At 71.4% G+C, this 17,539-nt stretch carries 18 protein-coding genes; 7 read left to right on the top strand and 11 right to left on the bottom strand.

Annotated features, from left to right (window positions below; all coding sequences use genetic code 11):
• Positions 1 to 50 precede the first annotated feature (50 nt).
• The 5 genes from RGI145_RS13155 to RGI145_RS13135 all read right to left on the bottom strand — a co-directional run bounded on the left by RGI145_RS13155 (position 51) and on the right by RGI145_RS13135 (position 4,430).
• The gene (locus RGI145_RS13155) at positions 51 to 422 is read right to left on the bottom strand and encodes a c-type cytochrome (protein WP_075798712.1); all 372 of its coding nucleotides are present in this window, start codon (positions 420 to 422) and stop codon (positions 51 to 53) included.
• Positions 419 to 1,723 carry a PQQ-dependent sugar dehydrogenase gene (locus tag RGI145_RS13150; RefSeq protein WP_156878529.1) on the bottom strand — a complete coding sequence of 435 codons (1,305 nt, stop codon included), beginning with the start codon at positions 1,721 to 1,723 and terminating at the stop codon, positions 419 to 421. Before RGI145_RS13150 ends, RGI145_RS13155 begins: the two co-directional genes overlap by 4 nt.
• A gap of 204 nt (positions 1,724 to 1,927) precedes the next feature.
• Positions 1,928 to 2,845 (bottom strand): KPN_02809 family neutral zinc metallopeptidase, encoded by a 918-nt coding sequence (ypfJ, locus tag RGI145_RS13145; RefSeq protein WP_075798711.1) that lies wholly within the window; start codon positions 2,843 to 2,845, stop codon positions 1,928 to 1,930.
• A gap of 143 nt (positions 2,846 to 2,988) precedes the next feature.
• Positions 2,989 to 3,777: an aspartate/glutamate racemase family protein gene (locus tag RGI145_RS13140; protein ID WP_083670689.1), complete on the bottom strand. Its 789-nt coding sequence runs from the start codon at positions 3,775 to 3,777 to the stop codon at positions 2,989 to 2,991.
• On the bottom strand, positions 3,738 to 4,430 hold the full coding sequence (locus RGI145_RS13135; protein ID WP_156878528.1) for a hypothetical protein: 693 nt from the start codon (positions 4,428 to 4,430) through the stop codon (positions 3,738 to 3,740). Before RGI145_RS13135 ends, RGI145_RS13140 begins: the two co-directional genes overlap by 40 nt.
• A gap of 161 nt (positions 4,431 to 4,591) precedes the next feature.
• On the opposite strand from RGI145_RS13135, the gene RGI145_RS13130 reads away from it, so the two are divergent.
• On the top strand, positions 4,592 to 5,773 hold the full coding sequence (locus RGI145_RS13130; RefSeq protein WP_075800041.1) for a M20/M25/M40 family metallo-hydrolase: 1,182 nt from the start codon (positions 4,592 to 4,594) through the stop codon (positions 5,771 to 5,773).
• Between the two features lie 59 nt (positions 5,774 to 5,832).
• On the opposite strand, the gene RGI145_RS13125 is transcribed toward RGI145_RS13130, so the two are convergent.
• Positions 5,833 to 7,110, bottom strand: coding sequence for a M20 family metallo-hydrolase (locus RGI145_RS13125; RefSeq protein ID WP_075798709.1), 1,278 nt, complete (start codon positions 7,108 to 7,110; stop codon positions 5,833 to 5,835).
• 331 nt (positions 7,111 to 7,441) lie between these two features.
• On the opposite strand from RGI145_RS13125, the gene RGI145_RS13120 reads away from it, so the two are divergent.
• The 3 genes from RGI145_RS13120 (at position 7,442) to uraH (ending at position 11,293) form a co-directional block, all read left to right on the top strand.
• On the top strand, positions 7,442 to 9,406 hold the full coding sequence (locus RGI145_RS13120) for a putative bifunctional diguanylate cyclase/phosphodiesterase (protein WP_156878527.1): 1,965 nt from the start codon (positions 7,442 to 7,444) through the stop codon (positions 9,404 to 9,406).
• 106 nt (positions 9,407 to 9,512) lie between these two features.
• Entirely contained in the window at positions 9,513 to 10,946 is a 1,434-nt protein-coding gene (locus RGI145_RS13115; RefSeq protein WP_075798707.1) for a SidA/IucD/PvdA family monooxygenase, read from the top strand.
• A complete protein-coding gene (gene uraH, locus RGI145_RS13110) occupies positions 10,943 to 11,293 on the top strand; it encodes a hydroxyisourate hydrolase (protein WP_075798706.1) in 351 nt (116 codons plus the stop codon). Before RGI145_RS13115 ends, uraH begins: the two co-directional genes overlap by 4 nt.
• On the opposite strand, the gene RGI145_RS13105 is transcribed toward uraH, so the two are convergent.
• A complete protein-coding gene (locus RGI145_RS13105; protein WP_075798705.1) occupies positions 11,278 to 12,024 on the bottom strand; it encodes an SOS response-associated peptidase in 747 nt (248 codons plus the stop codon). The genes uraH and RGI145_RS13105 overlap by 16 nt on opposite strands.
• A gap of 92 nt (positions 12,025 to 12,116) precedes the next feature.
• On the opposite strand from RGI145_RS13105, the gene RGI145_RS13100 reads away from it, so the two are divergent.
• Complete coding sequence (locus RGI145_RS13100; protein WP_075798704.1) at positions 12,117 to 12,302, top strand: CsbD family protein; 186 nt, start codon at positions 12,117 to 12,119, stop codon at positions 12,300 to 12,302.
• A gap of 58 nt (positions 12,303 to 12,360) precedes the next feature.
• Here RGI145_RS13100 and flgH read toward each other — a convergent pair whose 3' ends face one another.
• From flgH to flgF, 4 genes are all read right to left on the bottom strand, one after another.
• Positions 12,361 to 13,098 (bottom strand): flagellar basal body L-ring protein FlgH, encoded by a 738-nt coding sequence (gene flgH, locus RGI145_RS13095; RefSeq protein WP_075798703.1) that lies wholly within the window; start codon positions 13,096 to 13,098, stop codon positions 12,361 to 12,363.
• 14 nt (positions 13,099 to 13,112) lie between these two features.
• Positions 13,113 to 14,045, bottom strand: a complete 933-nt coding sequence (gene flgA, locus RGI145_RS13090; protein ID WP_075798702.1) for a flagellar basal body P-ring formation chaperone FlgA — start codon at positions 14,043 to 14,045, stop codon at positions 13,113 to 13,115.
• On the bottom strand, positions 14,045 to 14,830 hold the full coding sequence (gene flgG / locus RGI145_RS13085; RefSeq protein ID WP_075798701.1) for a flagellar basal-body rod protein FlgG: 786 nt from the start codon (positions 14,828 to 14,830) through the stop codon (positions 14,045 to 14,047). The genes flgA and flgG overlap by 1 nt, the downstream gene beginning before the upstream one ends.
• A gap of 83 nt (positions 14,831 to 14,913) precedes the next feature.
• Positions 14,914 to 15,651 carry a flagellar basal-body rod protein FlgF gene (gene flgF / locus RGI145_RS13080; RefSeq protein WP_075798700.1) on the bottom strand — a complete coding sequence of 246 codons (738 nt, stop codon included), beginning with the start codon at positions 15,649 to 15,651 and terminating at the stop codon, positions 14,914 to 14,916.
• 250 nt (positions 15,652 to 15,901) lie between these two features.
• Between flgF and RGI145_RS13075 the strand changes: the two genes are divergently transcribed.
• Both RGI145_RS13075 and fliM read left to right on the top strand, forming a co-directional pair.
• A complete protein-coding gene (locus RGI145_RS13075) occupies positions 15,902 to 16,453 on the top strand; it encodes a flagellar basal body-associated FliL family protein (protein WP_075798699.1) in 552 nt (183 codons plus the stop codon).
• Positions 16,450 to 17,538, top strand: a complete 1,089-nt coding sequence (gene fliM / locus RGI145_RS13070) for a flagellar motor switch protein FliM (protein WP_075798698.1) — start codon at positions 16,450 to 16,452, stop codon at positions 17,536 to 17,538. The genes RGI145_RS13075 and fliM overlap by 4 nt, the downstream gene beginning before the upstream one ends.
• The last annotated feature ends 1 nt before the right edge of the window (position 17,539 follow it).

Genomic DNA, 17,539 nt, shown 5'->3' with positions numbered 1-17,539 from the left:
CCGCCGCGTTCCCCCCCCCCGTTATCCCTCCCGGGCCGGCGCCGCTGGCGTCAGCGCCCCGGGATCTCCACCTCGACGCGGATCGAGGCGTACCAGGCGGCGAGGTCCGCGATCTGCGCGTCGGTCAGTTCCCGGGCCGCGAGGTTCATCTGCTCCTGCTGCCGGGAACCGGAACGGAAGGCGGCCAACTGGGTGCCGAGATAATCCGCGACCTGCCCGGCGAGGTTGGGCGCGCCCGGCACCACCGCCAGCCCGTCATTGCCGTGGCAGCCGGCGCATTGCCCGCCGGCCAGCCGGCGCCCGGCCCGCGCATCGCCCTCGGCCCCCCATGCCGGCGCCGTCCATCCCCCCGGCGCCAGGACGCCGAGGGAAAGCAGGCCGGCCAGCAGGCGGAGGCGCCGGGTCGTGGCGCCTCCCGTCAATTCCGGTCCCCATAGGAGATGCGGTAGATCGCCCCCGCCGCGTCGTCGGAGACCAGCAGCGAGCCATCCGCCAGTTGCGCCACGTCCACCGGGCGGCCGGAATACTCGTTGGTCTCCTCGTCCAGCCAGCCCTCCGCGAAGGGCTTGCTTTCCTTCACGCTGCCATCGGCGTTCAGGAAGGTGACCATCACCCGTGCCCCGACCGCCTGGCTGCGGTTCCAGGAACCGTGCTGCGCGTCGAAGATGGCGCCGCGATAGCTCTCGGGGAACATGCGGCCGGTGTAGAAAGTCATGCCCAGATCCGCCGCATGGGGCGCCATCTCGACCGCGGGCGGGACCACGTCGGCGGGCACCGTATCCTTGGCGTATTCGGCGGTGCGGACCGTGCCGCCGCCATACCAGGGGAAGCCGAAGTTCAGACCCGCCTTCGTGGCGCGGTTGATCTCGCCGGGCGGGGTGTCGTCGCCCATGCCGTCCACCTGGTTGTCGGTGAACCAGAGTTCGCTGGTGCCGGGGCGGAAGGCGATGCCGACGGAGTTGCGGATGCCGCGCGCGAAGACCTCGCGGTTCTGGCCGTCGCGGTCCATGCGGATGATGCCGCCGATGCCCTGCTGGTCATAGAGCGCCCGCTTCGCCGGGGGCGGTACGTTGAAGGGCTGGCCGAGGGCGATATAGAGCTTGTTGTCCGGCCCGATGCGGCAGACGCGGGCGGTGTGGTTGAAGCTCTCCTCGGCGGCCGGGATGAGCTGCCCCTGCGGCACCACCGTCGCGGCGGCCACGTCCGGTCCCTCGTAGAAGAACTCCGCCGCCGGGAAGGCCAGCACGCGGTTCTGCTCCACCGTATAGAGAATGCCGTCCGGGCTGAAGCAGAGGCCATTGGGGATGGCGAAGGCGACGGAGGGCGCGAAGACCTTCACCTCGTCCGCCACGCGGTCGCGGTCGCGGTCGGTGACGGCCCAGATCCGGTTCTTGCGCGTACCGACGAAGACCACGCCGGAGGAGGGGCCCACCGCCATGTGCCGCGCATCGGGCACCAGGGCATAGAGGCTGATGCGGAAGCCGTCCGGCAGGCGGATGCGTTCCAGGTTGCGGCGGATCTGGTCGGCGCGGCGGCCGGTCTGCGGCACCGTCTCCATGTCGCGGCTGGCGCCCGTGCCGCGGAATTCCTGCAGCTTCTGCACGGCGTCCCCGCCGGGCGGCGGTGCGGGCTGCGCCCGGACCTCCGTTCGCGGCGTTGGCATGGCCGCCGTCAGCAGAGTCGCGAACAGAAGGGCGGCCCCGCGCTTCCTGGAACCCGTCATGGTGCTTCCTTTCCCCGGGGCCGCGGCTTCTCGCGCCGCGTTCCCCCGGAAGAAGACTGCCCCCGCGCCGGGCGGATCGCAACGATTGTGCAATGGGATGGGGAATACGCGCCGGGGGACGTTCCGGAAAAGGGCAGGGCGGGGGGCATGGCCGTCCTGCCCGTTGGCAGGGCTCCGGAGCGGGCGTACCGCTCCGGGCCGCGGTCAGAGCTGCTGCGTGCCGAAGGTGTCGCAGGCCCGGATGTTGCCGCTCTCCAGCCCGCGCCGGAACCAGCGCACGCGCTGCGCCGAGGAGCCATGGGTGAAGGTCTCGGGCTGGACCGTGCCGCGCATCTGCCTTTGCAGACGGTCGTCGCCCACGGCGGCGGCGGCGTTCAGGCCCTGCTCGATGTCGCCGTCTTCCAGGATATGGCGCTCGCGGTTCGCCAGATTGGCCCAGACGCCCGCGAAGCAGTCGGCCTGCAACTCGACCCGGACCTGGATCTGGTTGGCTTCCGGGCTGTTGCCGCCGTAGCGCGCCTGGAACTGGTGCGCGCGCTCCAGCACGCCCAGCTCGTTCTGCACATGGTGGCCGACCTCATGCGCGATGATGTAGGCGGCCGCGAAGTCGCCACGCGCGCCCAGGCGGTTCTGCAACTGCTGCATGAAGTCGAGGTCGATATAAACCTTCTGGTCGTTCGGGCAGTAGAAGGGGCCGGTTTCCGACTGCGCCGTGCCGCAGCCTGAGCGGGTGACGCCGGAGAACAGGACCAGGGTAGGGTCGTGATAGGTGCGGCCCATCTGCGAGAACTGCTCGGTCCAGACGCGCTCGGTCTCGCCCAGCACCTGCGCCACGAAGCGCCGCCCGGCATCCTCGCGCCCGGCCTGCTGGCCGTTCCCGGCCTGGCCCGGGTCGAGGCGGCGTTCCTGCGGGGCCGGCTGGCCGGGATCGTCCCCGACGATGCCGGTGAGGTCCACGCCGAGAAAGGCGGCGATCAGCAGGATGGCGATGGTGCCGATGCCACCGCCGATGCGGCCGCCGGGGATGCGGAAGCCACCCCCGCCGAGACCGCCGCCCCCGAAGCCGCCACCCTGGCCGCGCCGGTCCTCGACATTCTCGCTTTCGGGGCCATCGAGCCGCATCTGTCCCTCCTCGTTCCGTAGCCGGCAACGTCACCCGGACCGGGCGGTTGCCCGGCCGGAGGATGATGGCGCAGGATGATGGCGGCGGATCATGGCCGCAGCATGGTCGCCCGCCCACGGGCGGGATCGCCGGCAGGGAGGTCCTAGGCGGCCGGGCCTTGCAGCAGCGCCGCCAGGGCGGGGGAGAGGCCGATGCTGCCCCGGCCGCGCGGGGCGGCCATGGCGCCCGTCGCCGGCTTGCCCGGGGCCATGCGCACCAGCATCTCCGCCAGCCGGACGCCGCAGGCGACGCCCTCCAGCAGCGGCACGGGGGCGTCGCGCCGCAGCCGTTCCTCCATCCCCGCCAGGGCGGCCCCGCCGAGCACCACGGAATCGGCGCCCTGGGCCACGAGGCGGGCGATCGCGGCACCGACCTTGGCGGCCACGCCTTCCGGGTCCTCCAGCGCCTGGGGCGGGGTGGCGTCCACCCCTTCCAGCCCGGCGCAGCGGGTGGCGAGGCCGTGCCGGGCCAGCAGTTCCCGGTACATCTCCACCCCGCCCAGCGTGACGAGGCCGAAGCGGGCGCCGAGCATGCAGGCGGTCAGGCAGGCGGCCTCGGTCATGCCCAGCACGGGGCAGGGCATGAGCTGCCGCGCCGCCTCCAGCGCTGTGTCGTGGGACACGGCGAGCACCACCGCATCGACCCGGTCCTCGCCCGTGGCGTGGCCGGCCAGGAGGTCCAGCACGGCATGGGAGGCGATGGCGTTCTCGGCGCGGGTGGAAATCACCGCCGGGCCGAAGCGCGGCGTGGCGGGGAGGATCTCCGTGCCCGGCGAGGCCGCGGCGCGCGCTGCCGTGGCGCAGAGGGCGGTGATCGCCTCCGTGGTGTTGGCATTCGCCAGGAGGATGCGCATCAGCTCGCGGCGGCCAGGCTCTGCATCGGCGGTGCCCATTCCGGGAAGTCCATCCGCGTCTGCGACGCCCGGAGCGCCAGATGGGAGGCTTCGGGCCGGTCGCGCAGCCAGACCAGGAAGGGGTTCAGCACCAGCACGTCGCCGCTCTGCATCGAGAGCGACAGGCCCGGCGCCTCCAGCGCCGCCCGCAGGGCCTCGGGCGCCGCCGCATCCGGCATGGACGGCCCGCGATAGCCCGCGAAGACGCCGCCGGAGACCTGGAAGGCGATGCCGTCGCCGAGGGCCGGGTTGGCGGCGTAAAGGGAGGTCAGCAGCGGCTTGTCCCGCAGCAGCAGGGCATTGTGGACGGAGGCGGCGGACAGCAGGGTGACGCGCGCCGGCGCGTCCGGCCGCAGCAGCAGGATGTCGCAGAAATTCGGGTCGGCCTCCACCGGCAGGGCGGTGCCGAGATGCCGGCCCAGCGCCCGGAGCACCGCTGCGGCCGGCAGGTCCTGCGGCAGCCCGCGCAGCAGCATGAAGCCCTGGCCATGGTCCAGCCGGGGGCGCATCGCCCCGGCCAGGGCCTCGATGCAGGGGCCCGGGGCTTCGGGCCCGGCCTCGATCTCGGCCCGCTGTTCCGCCCCCAGCGGCAGCATGTATTCGCTGGCGGACAGCTCCGCCCCTTCCCAGCCCATGGGGCCAAGCTGGGGCATGATCCTTCGGAGGAAGGGTCGCGATGTATCGTTCATTGCGGAAGAATCTAGCCTGCCGCGCCGCATCGCGCGAATCCCAGCCGTGCGGCGCAGCAATCAGGCGATACGACGGCCCGATTGCAGCCTTGTCCGGGCGGGTCGGCTGGGAAAGCATGCGGGGCATGGACTCGTTTTCCGCCCCCCTCGCCGCCGCCCTTACCCTGCCCTTCGAGGCCGATGCCATCCTGGAGGGGCTGCGGCCCTGGGTGGAGTGCGAGAGCCCCACCTTCGATGCCGGGGCCGTCAACCGGATGATGGACCTCGCCGCCCGCGACCTCGCTTTGGCCGGGGCGCGGATCGAGCGCATTCCCGGCCGCCCGGGGCCGACCGGCGCGATGCTGGGCGGCTGCGTGCGGGCGCGCTTTCCGCATCCGGACGGGGAGGCGCCGGGCATCCTGGTGCTGGCGCATCTCGACACGGTGCATCCCGTCGGCACGCTGGCGGCGCTGCCCTTCCGCCGCGACGGCGGGCGCTGCTACGGGCCGGGGATCGGCGACATGAAGGGCGGCACCTTCCTGGCGCTGGAGGCGATCCGGCAGATGATCCGGGCCGGCATCCCGGCCTCCCGCCCCGTGACGGTGCTGCTGACGCCGGACGAGGAGATCGGCAGCCTCTCCACCCGCGACCTGATCGAGGCGGAGGCGCGGCGCCATGCCGTGGTGCTGGTGCCGGAGCCCGGGCGCCCGGGCAGCAGCGCCGTCCTGGGCGATGTGGTGACCGGCCGCTATGCCATCGCCCGCTTCAACCTGCGGACCACCGGCCGGCCCAGCCATGCCGGCGCCTCGCTGGGGGAGGGACGGAGCGCGATCCGCGAGATGTGCCGGCAGGTGCTGGCCATCGAGGCCATGACCACCGAGGCCTGTACCTTCTCGGTCGGCGTCGTGCGGGGCGGGCAATGGGTGAACTGCGTCGCCACGCATTGCGATGCCGAGGCACTGACCATGGCCAAGCGGCAGCAGGACCTCGACGCGGCGGTGGAGCGGATGCTGGGCCTGCGCGCCTCCGCCCCGGATGTGGCGCTGGAGGTGCGGCGCGGCGTCACCCGCCCGGTCTGGGAGCCTTCCGTGGCGGATCTGGGCCTGCACGCGAAGGCCCATGCCATCGGCCAGCGCCTGGGCGGCGAGATCGGCCATGGCAGCGCCGGCGGCGGCTCGGACGGCAACTTCACCGGGGCGCTGGGCATCCCGACACTGGACGGGCTGGGCGTGATGAGCGCGGGCCACCATACGCTGGGCGAGCACCTGCTGGTGGACAGCCTGGTGCCGCGGGCGAGGCTCCTGGCCGGGCTGCTCGCCAGCGTCTGAGCCGCCCCGGCGCCGCGCTGTCCGTGGGAGAGGCGCTGCCTCTCCTATATCCTTTCCGCCTAACCCCCTGACGCTTGTCCTTGAGCGAGCCGGAGCAGCGAGGCGGCCAGCACGCGCACCCCGGCGGCGAGCTGTTCCGGCGAGGAATATTCCGCCGGGTTGTGGCTGATGCCCTTGTGGCTGGGCACGAAGATCATGCCTGTGGGGCAGACCGGCACCATGAACTGCGCGTCGTGGAAGGCGCCGGAGGGCATGCGCAGCGCGCGCAGCCCCTGGGCCTGGGCGGCGGCCTCCACCGTGTCCAGCACGCCGGTGTCGAAATCCACCGGCAGGGCGTGGAAGCGTTCCGTGACTGTGACCTCGCAGTTCTTCACGGCGGAGCGGATCGTGTTGTCGATCGCGTCGCCGTTCATCAGCAGCACGTCCTTGTCGGGGTGCCGGAAGTCGATGGTGAAGCGCACCAGCTCGGCCACCGAGTTCGAGGTGTTCGGCGTGACCTCGATGCGGGCGACGGTGAAGCGCAGGATGTCCTCGGGATCGGTCATCAGCGCGTTCAGCGCGTTGATGGCGCGCACCATGTCCTGCACCGCGTCCTTGCGCAGGCCGAGCGGCGCGGTGCCGGCATGGGCGGATTCGCCGCGCAGCTCCACCAGGAACCAGCGGCTGCCCTGGATGCCGGTGACGACGCCGATGTCATAGCCTTCGGCCTCCAGGCGCGGGCCCTGCTCGATATGCGCCTCCAGATAGGCGACCGGCTGCGTGCCGGGGCCGAGCGGGCGCTGCGGCAGGTCGGCCTCGGCCTCGCGCTGCCCGGCCAGCGCCCGGGCGAAGGTGACGCCCTCGGAATCCACGGTCGCGTCCCAGGTGTCGGCCGGCGAATGCCCGGCCCAGGCCATGGAGCCCATGCAGCCGGGAGCGAAGCGGCCGCCTTCCTCGTTGGTCCAGGCCACGACCTCGATCGGGTGCCGCGTGGCGGCGCCGCTGTCGCGGATCGCCTGCACCGCCTCCAGCCCGGCGAGCACGCCCCAGATGCCGTCGAAGCGGCCGCCCATGGGCTGGCTGTCCATGTGGCTGCCGGTCAGCACCGGCGCGGCCTCCGGGTCCGTGCCCTCGTGCCGCAGGAACAGGTTGCCCATCGGATCGACCGAGACGGTCAGGCCCAGCTCCGTGGCCCAGCCGATCAGCAGGCGGCGCGCCTCGCGGTCCAGCGGCGAGAGGCAGGGGCGATTCACGCCGTCGCCGGGAATGGCGCCGATCCTCGCCATTTGCATCAGCCGGTCCCAGTGCCGGTTCTGGTCCACTGCCGCGATCAGGTTGGGGGGCGCCGTGTCGCTCATCGTCTCGCCTGTTCCCGCTTGGGCTGTTGCCCCGCCGTTTTGGGAGCGACCGCCCGCGGGATCAAGGGCCGGGGCGGGACGGGGGAAGGGGCCGCCCCGGAGCAGCGGAGCCGTTCCGGTGGAACTGTTGGCGGCGGATGCCCGGGCCGGAGGCATGTCCGCGGGGCACCGGACATTCACGGTGGAGAAGGCGCGCCTCCGCTGCGGAGTTTCGCGCGAAGCGTCCATCCGCCCCTGTGTCTTGCCTTGACGGAAAGCATCGCGGGAGGGAATAGCTCGGCATCCGGCCCCCGCCGGAAGCCATCCTCGTGTGACGGAGCAGGTGATACCCGTGGGACGACGCAGGCGCCTGCCGGGGGCCGAGGGCGGCATCCAGCGCTGGCTGCGCGTATCGCTGATCGTGCTGATGGGCGGCCTGGCCGGGGCGGCGGGCTTCATCGCGGCGCTCACCGTCCGGCAACAGAACCTCTTCGAGGCACTCACCCGCTACAACAGCATGTTCGAGACCACCCTCGGCGCGGTGGAATTCATGCGGCTGCAGACCGAGGTCGCGGCCTATGCCCTGCCGAACATGCCGGTAGAGCACGCGGATGTGCAGCTTCGCCTCGATGTCCTGCGCAACAGGCTCTCCGTGCTGCGGCAGGGCGAGGTGCGGATGCTGATCCGCCGCAACCCGGAGAATGCCGGGCTGCTGGACCGGCTCGGCGAGACGATCGAACGGGTGCAGGCCCTGCTCGACCGGCCGGCCTCCGAGGAGAACAGCCGGGAGATGCTCCTCCTGCTGGGCGAGCTGAACGTGCCGATGATCCGCCTCGCCGCCTCCACGCATATGGAGGGCAGCAACCTCGTCGGCGAGGACCAGGGCGAGCTGCGCGGCCTCTACGTCGCCTTCATCGCGGTGCTGCTGGCCATGATCGCCGCCGGGGCGGGGCTGTCGCTGCTGCTGGTCCAACAGAACCGCCAGATCCGGCGCATCGCGCTGGAGGACCCGCTGACCGGCCTGCCGAACCGGCGCGCGCTGCTGGACCGGCTGGCGGAGCTGCTGGCGCCGCCGGCCCGGCGGGGCACCGGCCGCCCGCCGCCCCGGGTGCCGATGCTGCTGCTGGACCTCGACTCCTTCAAGGACGTCAACGACACGCTGGGCCATGTCGCGGGCGACGGGATGCTGCGGGAGATCGCCGCGCGGCTGCGCGGCAGCGTGCCGGGGGAAGGCCCGGGGAAGGGGATGGGGGAATACATGGTGGCGCGCCTGGGCGGCGACGAGTTCGCCGTGCTGCCGCCGCCGGGGCTGAAGCGGGAGGCGCTGTCGGAGCTGGCCATGCGGCTGGGCCGGGTCGTCAACCGGCCGCTGGAGCTGGAAGGGCGCATGATCATGCCCGGGGTGAGCATCGGCATCGCCGACCTCGCGCCCGGGCAGGGCGACGCGGTCACGCTGATGCGCCATGCCGACCTCGCGCTCTATGAGGCCAAGGGGGAAGGGCGGAACACCTGCCGCTTCTTCGAGGAACGGCTGCTGCAGGCGGCGGAGGAGCGGCAGCGGCTGCAATCCGACCTCGCGGTGGCGCTGCACGAGGGGCAGTTCGAGGTGCACTACCAGCCGCAGGTGCATCTGGCGGACGGGCGGATCACCGGGCTGGAGGCGCTACTGCGCTGGCGGCACCCACGGCTGGGACTGATCGGGCCGCAGAGCTTCATTCCCGTCGCCGAGCAGAGCGGGCTGATCGTGCCCATCGGCAACTGGGTGCTGCGGCAGGCCTGCACCGATGCGGTGCAATGGCCGGAGGAGATCCGGTTGGCGGTGAACCTGTCGCCGCGGCAGTTCGCCGATGGCGGGCTGCTGATCGCCGTGGCGCGGGCCCTGGCGGCCTCCGGCATCTCGGCACGGCGGCTGGAGCTGGAGGTCACGGAATCCCTGCTGCTGGACGACGATGCCGGCGTGCTGGCCACGCTGGCGGAGCTGCGCGAACTCGGGATCGGCATCGCGCTCGACGATTTCGGGATAGCCTACTCCTCCTTCGACTACCTGCGCCGCTTCCGCTTCGAGAAGATCAAGATCGACCGATCCTTCGTGCACGGCATGGCCACGCGGCCGGAATGCCTCGCCATCGTGCGCACCATGGCGGATCTGGCGCGGCGCCTGGGCATGGCGACCATGGTGGAGGGGCTGGAGAACGAGGAACTGGTCAGGCTCGCCCTCGAAGCCGGCTATACGGAAGGGCAGGGCTTCCATTTCGACGGTCCGCTGACCGCCGCCGAGGTGCTGCAACGCCTGGAGCGCGTGCCCCAGTATGGGTGAGGAGTACGGGTGAGGCCCGGCCGGTGGCAGCCACGATGCGGCATCGTTACGCTTGCCCCTTGCTGCCGGCCCCGCCGCTCGTCATGCTGCGTCGCAAGGAGATGCGATGTCCGTGATGGCCAATACCCTGACCGCGCTGGAGTCCGAGGTCCGCCGGCAGCTCGACCTCCTCGACTACCCGAAGCGCCCCTGGGTTCCCGAACGCACGGATGGCGCGCTGGACGTGGCCATCATCGGCGCCGGGCAGACCGGCCTCGCCGCCGCCTTCGGGCTGCGGCGGGAGAAGGTCGGGAACGTCGCGATCTTCGACCGGGCCGAGCCGGGTGCCACCGGCTGCTGGACGGTCTTCGCCCGGATGCGCACGCTGCGCACGCCCAAGCATGTCAGCGGCCCCGACCTGGGCATGGCGGCACTGACGCCGCGGGCCTTCTTCGAGGCGCGGGACGGGCTCCAGGCCTGGGAGGACCTGCACAAGATCGGCCGCGTGGACTGGCAGCGCTACCTCGACTGGTACGCGCAGGTGCTGGCCCTGCCGGTCCGGCACGAGCACGAGCTCCTCTCCATCGGCCACGATCCGGAGGCCGACCTGCTGCTGCTGCGCTTCCGCACGCCGGAGGGCGAGCGCGTGGTCAAGGCGCGCAAGATGGTGCTGGCCACCGGCATGGACGGCACCGGCGCCTGGTCGATCCCGGCGCCCTTCGACGGCCTGCCGGGGGAGCGCGTGTCGCACACCTCCGGCCATGTCGATTTCGAGGCGCTGAAGGGCCAGCGCATCCTGGTGGTGGGGGCGGGCGCCAGCGCCTTCGACAACCTCGCCACGGCGCTGGAAGCCGGGGCGGCGCAGGGCACGATGCTGGTGCGCCGGCGCCGGATGCCGCGCGTCAACCCCTTCCGCTGGATGGAGCAGGCGGGCTTCCTCGGCCAGTTCCACGCCATGCCGGACCCGCTGAAGTGGCGGATGATGCGGCACATCTTCGATCTCAACCAGCCGCCGCCGCAGGAAAGCTGGGACCGCGTGGCGCATGACCCGCGCTTCACGCTTCACATGGGCAGCTCGGTCCAGGGCGCGCGCATGGAGGGCGAGGAGGTGGTGCTGGAGACGCCGCGCGGCGAACACCGCGCGGACCACGTGATCGTCGGCACCGGCACGGCCTTCAACCTCGCCCTGCGGCCGGAACTGGCGGCGATCGCGCCGCATATCCTGCTGTGGAGCGACGTCTACACGCCGCCGGCGGGGCAGGAATTCCCCAACCTTGCCGCCTGCCCCTATCTGACCCCCGGCTTCGCCTTCCGCGAGAAGGTGCCGGGCGAGGCACCCTTCCTGCGCCATATCCACTTCATGGGCTATGGCGCCACGCCGTCGATGGGCCTGTCCGGCGCCTCGATCAGTGGCATGAAATACGGCGTGCCGCGGCTGGTGGACGGGATCTGCCGGAGCCTCTGGCTGGACGATGCGGAGATGCACATGAACGCCCTGCTCGCCTTCGACCTGGAGGAGCTGGTGAGCGAGATCCCGCAGGAGCTGGAGGCGGCGGAGTGAAGCCCTCCGCCCTCACCACCCATGTGCTCGATACCACCGCCGGCCGCCCCGCCGCCGGCATGGCGGTGCAGCTCTGGCGCGTGGATGCGCCGGCCCCGGCGCTGCTGGTCGAAACGGTGACCAATGCCGATGGCCGCACCGACGCGCCGTTGCTCTCGCCGCAGGATTTCCTGCCGGGACGCTACGAGCTGCGCTTCGGCGTGGGCGACTATTTCGCCGAACAGGGGAGTGATCCGGACTATCTCGACTGGGTGGCGATCCGCGTCGGGCTGACGGCGGAGGGCGGGCACTACCATGTGCCGCTGCTCTGCTCGCCCTGGAGCTACAGCACCTATCGCGGCTCCTGAGCGGCCGCGACGGCCTGGGGTGGCGGCTCGTTCAGCCCCTCTGGCGGGTCGGCATCGTCCACGGGGGCGAGCAGCGAGGAGCCGTTCTCGCTGAACTTGTTCACCCGCTTGCCGACCGGCCAGACCCGCAGCTTCTCCGCGTCCAGCGCCTGCATCAGGCCGAGAAGCTCCTCCGTCCCGCTTTCCCGCTCCCCCAGCCAAGCGTCCCAGTGCTCCGGCGGCAGGATGACGGGGGTGCGGTGGTGCAGGGCGGTGATCTTGCCCACCGCCTCGGTGGTCACGATCGTATAGGTGCGCAGCCAGCTTCCATCCGGCTGCTTCCAGCCTTCCCAGAGGCCCGCCAGGGCCATGGTCTCGCCGGAACGCAGCGCGATGGCATAGGGCTGCTTCGGCCCAGGCCCTTCCTGCCGCCATTCGTAGAAGCCGTCGGCCGGCACGAGGCAGCGCCGTTTCGCGAAGGCGTCGCGGAAGGACGGTTTCTCCGCCACCCCCTCCGACCGCGCATTCATCAGCTTCGCCGCGCCGCTGGCATCCTTCGCCCAGCGCGGCACCAGCCCCCAGCGCAAGGGGTCGAGGCTGCGCTGACCCGTGGCGGGGTTGAAGCGCACCACGAGGCTCTCCTGCGTCGGGGCGACGTTGTAGTTGGCCGGATGGTTGGGAAGCGGGTTCGTCGGGTTGAACTGCTTCTCCAGCTTCGCCGGGCTGGCTTCGAGGTAATAGCGTCCGCACATGCCCGGGGATCTGGTGTCGCCCGGGCCCTGCAACCAGCCCATGGTCCGCCACGTTCTTCAGGCAGACCGTACACGACAGAGGAGACTGTCACATGGACAAGGACCGCATCGAAGGTTCGCTGAAGCAGGCCAAGGGCGCCGTCAAGGAGAACGTCGGTTCCCTGGTTGGCGACAAGAAGATGGAAGCCGAGGGCAAGGCCGACCGCGCCGAGGGCAAGGTCCAGAATGCCGCCGGCGGCATCAAGGACAAGGCCCGTGAAGTGACCGACAAGTCCTGAGGGCATAAAACTCCCGGAAAGGGCGGCGCGGCATGGGCTGCGCCGCCCTTTTCCATGTTCAGAAGGGCAGGACGGAGTCCAGCAGCTCCTGCCCGTAGCGCGGCTTCTGCACGTCGCTGAGCGTGCCGCGCCCGCCGTAGGAGATGCGGGCCTCCGCCAGCCGGTCGTGCTTCACCGTGTTGTCGGAGGCGATGTCCTGCGGCCGGATGATTCCGGCGAGCGTCAGGTCGCGTAACTCGTGGTTCACCCGCACCTGCTGCCGCCCCGCGAGCACCATGTTGCCGTTGGGCAGGACCTGCGTGACCGTCGCGGCGACGCGAAGCGTGATCTCCTCGTTGCGCTTCACCGTCCCCTTGCCCTCGCTGGAATTGGCGGAGCTGGCCGAGATCATCTTGGTCGGGTCGAAGCCATTCGGGAAGAAACGCAGGTAGGAGGCATCCAGGCCCAGCAGGCGCGGGATGCCCATATCCTCCGAATTGTCGCGGCTGCGCTCCGTGTCGTTGGCCAGCGAGGCCTTGTCGGAGATCGAAACCAGCACCGTCACGAGATCGCCCACCGAGGCGGCCTTGGAATCCCGCAGGAAGGTGCGGCTGCCCGGACGCCAAAGGCTGTTGGAGCCGAGCTGGCGGGGATCGGCGGGGGCGGGTGTCGGCATGGTCACGGGCTTCCAGTCCGGATCGCGCGTCGGGTCGGCGATATCGGCCAGGTCCGGCGCGCGGCCAAGCCGGGCCAGGCGCTCGGTGGAGCCGCAGGCCGCGAGCGCCAGCGGCAGGAGGAGGAGCAGGACGCGCCGCATGGGTTTGTTCTCCTTCACCGGGCCGGCGGTCCGACGCGGACGCGCCCGGGCCCGATGGCCTGCGCCTCCACGACCTGGCGCGAGGACAGGTTCATCACGTTCACCGCCCCGTCGCGCGGCGCGGCCTCCAGCGCGCGGCCCTGGGCGGTCAGCAGCAGCCCGCCGCGTTCCACCACCATCGTCACCGTCGTGTTCTTCTCGATCATCACCGGGGCGCCGAGATCGCGCAGGACGAAGGGCGCGCCCTCCATGACCGGGCGGCGGAGCTGCTGGCCGACCACGAGCGAGGCATCCTCGGCGAGGCCGGGGCGGAGCCGGTCGGTGCGCAGGCGCTGCACCTGCACATCGCCGGCGCGCACCACCTCGCCCAGCGCGAGGCGCCGCGTGGCGATGGCGACCGGCGCGGTGGCATGGCCGCGCCCGGCGATGCGCAGGCGCTGGGTCGGCATCCCTTCCGCCGCGAGGACCAGCGTGGCGCCGAAGCGCCGGCCGTCGAGCCAGGGCTGCGCCACCTCCACCCGCACCAGGCCGGAAAGCGGCACCATGGGGGTGGTGAAGCCGGGGATCTCCAGCTCCATCGCCGGGTCGAGGCCCTGAGCCGACAGTGCCTCCCGCAGCGGCTCCAGCCACTCCTCCCGTGCCAGGGCGCGGCCGGCCCGCTCGATCACCACGCGCTCGTCGCTGGCGAAAGGGCGCCAGGAGATGCCGGCGCCGCGCGCGATGGCGAGGAGCTGCGGCGTTTCCACGATGATCCGCTGCCCCGGCGGGGGCGCCGGGCCGAGCACGCGCGTCCCCTCCGGGCCGAGATCGGCGAAGACGTCGCCCAGCCGCACCACCTCGTCCTCCACCACCACATGCGGGCGGAGGCTGGCGAGGTCGGCCCATGCGAGGCCGGGCAGGCCCGCGAGCAGCAGCAGCGCGAGCAGGGGCGGGCGGGCGGCGCGCATCACTTCAGCCGCGTCAGGGTGGAGAGCATGTCGTCGCTCGCCGTGATGACCTTGGAGTTCATCTCATAGGCGCGCTGGGCGGTGATCAGGCTGGTGATCTCCTGCACCACGTTGACGTTGGAGGTTTCCACGAAGCCCTGCATGACGTTGCCGTAGCCGGGCTGCCCGGCGGCCGCGGCCTGCGCCGCGCCGGAGGCCGGGGTGGCCATCAGCAGGTTGTCGCCCATCGCTTCCAGCCCCGCCTCGTTGGCGAAGACGGCAAGCTGGACCTGGCCGACATTCTGCGGCTGCTCCTGCCCCGCGACCTTGGCCAGCACCTCGCCGGTCGCATTGATGGTGACGTCGGTGGCATTGGCCGGGACCTGGATGCCGGGAAGGACGGTGAAGCCCTCCGCCGTGACCATGGTGCCGTCGGCGGCGAGGCCGAAGGTGCCGTCGCGGGTATAGGCGGTCTCCCCCGAGGGAAGCTGCACCTGGAAGAAGCCGTTGCCCTTGATCGCCAGGTCGAACTTGTTGTCCGTCTGGTTCAGGTTGCCCTGTTCGTGGATGCGGTAGATCGCGGCGGTGCGCACGCCGAGGCCAACCTGCGCGCCCTGCGGCAGGCTGGTGCCCGTGTCGGAGCTCTGCGAGCCGACGCGGCGGACATTCTGGTAGATGAGGTCCTGGAACTCGGCCCGCCGGCGCTTGTAGCCGGTGGTGCTCATGTTCGCGATGTTGTTGGAGATGACCTCGACATTGGTCTGCTGGGCCATCATGCCCGTGCCGGCGGTCCAGAGCGAACGCATCGGTCAGTTCCCTTTCGCCGCACGGGCGCGGACGGTCTTGCTGTTCGGTCGTTTCCAGGATCGGTTCAAGGAATCGCTCCCGCTCAACGCTTTTTCAGGATGCGGTCGAGAGCGTTGCGGATCCGTTCATCCTCGCGCTCTGCGAACTGCGCGGTGAACTGGAACTCGCGCAGTTCCTCGGTCATGCGGGTCATCTCCAGGATGGGGCGGACATTGCTGCCCTCCACCGCGCCCTGGACCAGCGTCGGGCGGTCCACCGCCTCGGGCGGCGTGTCGCTGGCGAAGAGGCGGTCGCCCTCCGCCTGCGGCTTCTGTCCGTCGGCGAAGCGCACGATGCGGATGCGGCCCAGTTCCCCATTCTCGCTCGACACCACGCCCTCGCCGGAGATGGCGATGCGGGTGTCGTTCAGGCCGAGCTGGATCGGCTCCCCGCCCGTGCCGAGCAGGGCGTTGCCGTCCGGGTCCACCACCGTGCCATCGGCGCCCAGGGTGAAGCGGCCGGCGCGCGTGTAGCGCTCGCCCTTTTCCGTGCGGAGGACGAACATGCCCTCGCCGGAAATAGCGACGTCCAGCGGGTTGCCGGTGGTCTGCACCGGACCGGGCGCGGTGTCGCGCCAGGAGGCGCGGTCCCAGGTGAAGGCCAGCTCGCCGCCCCCGCGGGGCTCGTCCACCTCGTGCTGCCGGTCGAGATACTGCGCGAAGACCGGCCGCGCGGCACGGAAGCCGGGCGTGTCCGCATTGGCCATGTTGTTGGCCAGCATCGCCGTGGTGCGCGCCTGCGCCATCAGGCGGGAAAGCGCGATATAGCCGGCATTGTCCATCCTGGCCTCCATGCGGATGCGGCGCGCCCTGGCGCCGACGGAGGGTGTTCCGCAACCCGCGTGCCAGGACCGGCGCGCCGCGGAAGGGCGGATGCGGGCCGGAAACTGCCGCCGCCCCGGCAGAATTTGCCGGGTGCCGGCGAATCCCTGCCGGGGGAAAGCCTTCCTTAAGGGTTGGAGCCGCATCTTCCGCGGCGCAGCAGGCGGCGCGAGCCGCGCATCCCCCGGATGGAGGCAGCCAGGACGGCGCATGGCGAAGACCGAGAAACCCGTGGAAGCGAAGGGCGCGGGCGGCCGCAGGAAGCTCCTGCTCCTGGCCGTGCCGGCGGTGCTGCTGGCGGGCGGCGCGGGGGCGTGGTTCTCCGGCCTGCTCGGCGGCGCCTCCGGTGGCGGCCATGCGGAGGCCGCGCCGAAGGAGGAAGGGGCGCATGATGCCGGCCCCAGGGGTGATCATGGGGGCGGTCACGGGGCCGATCAGGCGGGCGCCCCACCCTCGGCCGTGACCTATCTCGACATGCCCGAGATCATGTCCAACCTGAACGCGCCCGGTAAGCGCGGCGCCTTCATCCGGCTGCGCTCCAAGCTGGAACTGGCGCGGCCGGAGGATGCCGCGGCGGTGCAGCAGGCCATGCCGCGTCTGCTGGACCTGTTCCAGACCTATCTGCGCGAGATGCGGCCGGAGGAGCTGCGCGGCAGCATCGGCACGCACCGGCTGCGCGAGGAACTGATCGCGCGCGCCAACATCGCCGCCGCGCCGGCCCGCGTGAACGACGTGCTCTTCACCGAGATCCTGGTGCAATGAGCGGCGCTGCGGAGGAGGGCGACCAGGACGATCTCGCCGCCGCCTGGGGCGCCTCCCTGGCCGAGGCGGTGGAGGGGATCGAGGAGATGGCGGCCCCGGGTCCGGACGCCGCCAAGATCCTGAACCAGGCCGAGATCGACAGCCTGCTCGGCTTCGAGCACAGGACGGAGGAGCGGCACCGCAGCGGCATCGAGCGCGTGGTGGATGCCGGGCTGGTCTCCTATGACCGGCTGCCGATGCTGGAGATCGTCTTCGACCGGCTGGTGCGGCTGCTGACCACGACGCTGCGCAACTTCACCTCGGACAATGTCGAGGTGTCGCTCGACAACATGACCTCGATGCGCTTCGGCGACTATCTCGATTCCATCCCGCTGCCGGCCATGCTGGCCGTGGTGAAGGTGAAGCAGTGGGACAACCACGCGCTGATCGTGGTGGACAGCGCCATGATCTACTCGATCGTGGACGTGCTGCTGGGCGGGCGGCGCGGCACCTCCGCGATGCGGATCGAGGGGCGCCCCTATACCACCATCGAGCGCACGCTGGTGGAGCGGCTGATTTCCGTGGTGCTCTCCGACCTCGGCCAGGCCTTCTCGCCGATCGCCGGGGTGGAGTTCAGCTTCGAGCGCCTGGAGGTGAACCCGCGCTTCGCCGCCATCTCCCGCCTGTCCAACGCCGCCGTGCTCGCCCGCATGCGCATCGAGATGGAGGACCGTGGCGGCCGGCTCGACATGATCCTGCCCTATGCGACGCTGGAGCCGGTGCGCGAGGTGCTGCTGCAGCAGTTCATGGGCGAACGCTTCGGCCGCGACAGCATCTGGGAGAACCACCTCGCCGAGGAGCTGCGCCACACGCTGGTGCGGCTCGACGTGGTGCTCGACGAGCAGACCCTGCCGCTGTCCACCATCACCGCGCTGAAGCCCGGGGACCGCATCGCGCTCAACGTCGCGCCCGGGGCGCCGGTGCGGCTGCGCTGCGGCGACGTGCCGCTCTTCGAGGGACAGCTCGGGCGGCGGGAGAACCGGCTGGCGGTGCGGGTGGAGCGCGAGCTCCGCCGCGACGGCGCCGGTGTCGTGAGGATGGGGTGAG

Origin of the sequence: Roseomonas gilardii (genome assembly GCF_001941945.1) — a bacterium.
Taxonomy (GTDB): domain Bacteria; phylum Pseudomonadota; class Alphaproteobacteria; order Acetobacterales; family Acetobacteraceae; genus Roseomonas.
This window is presented reverse-complemented; position numbering and strand designations above follow the sequence as displayed.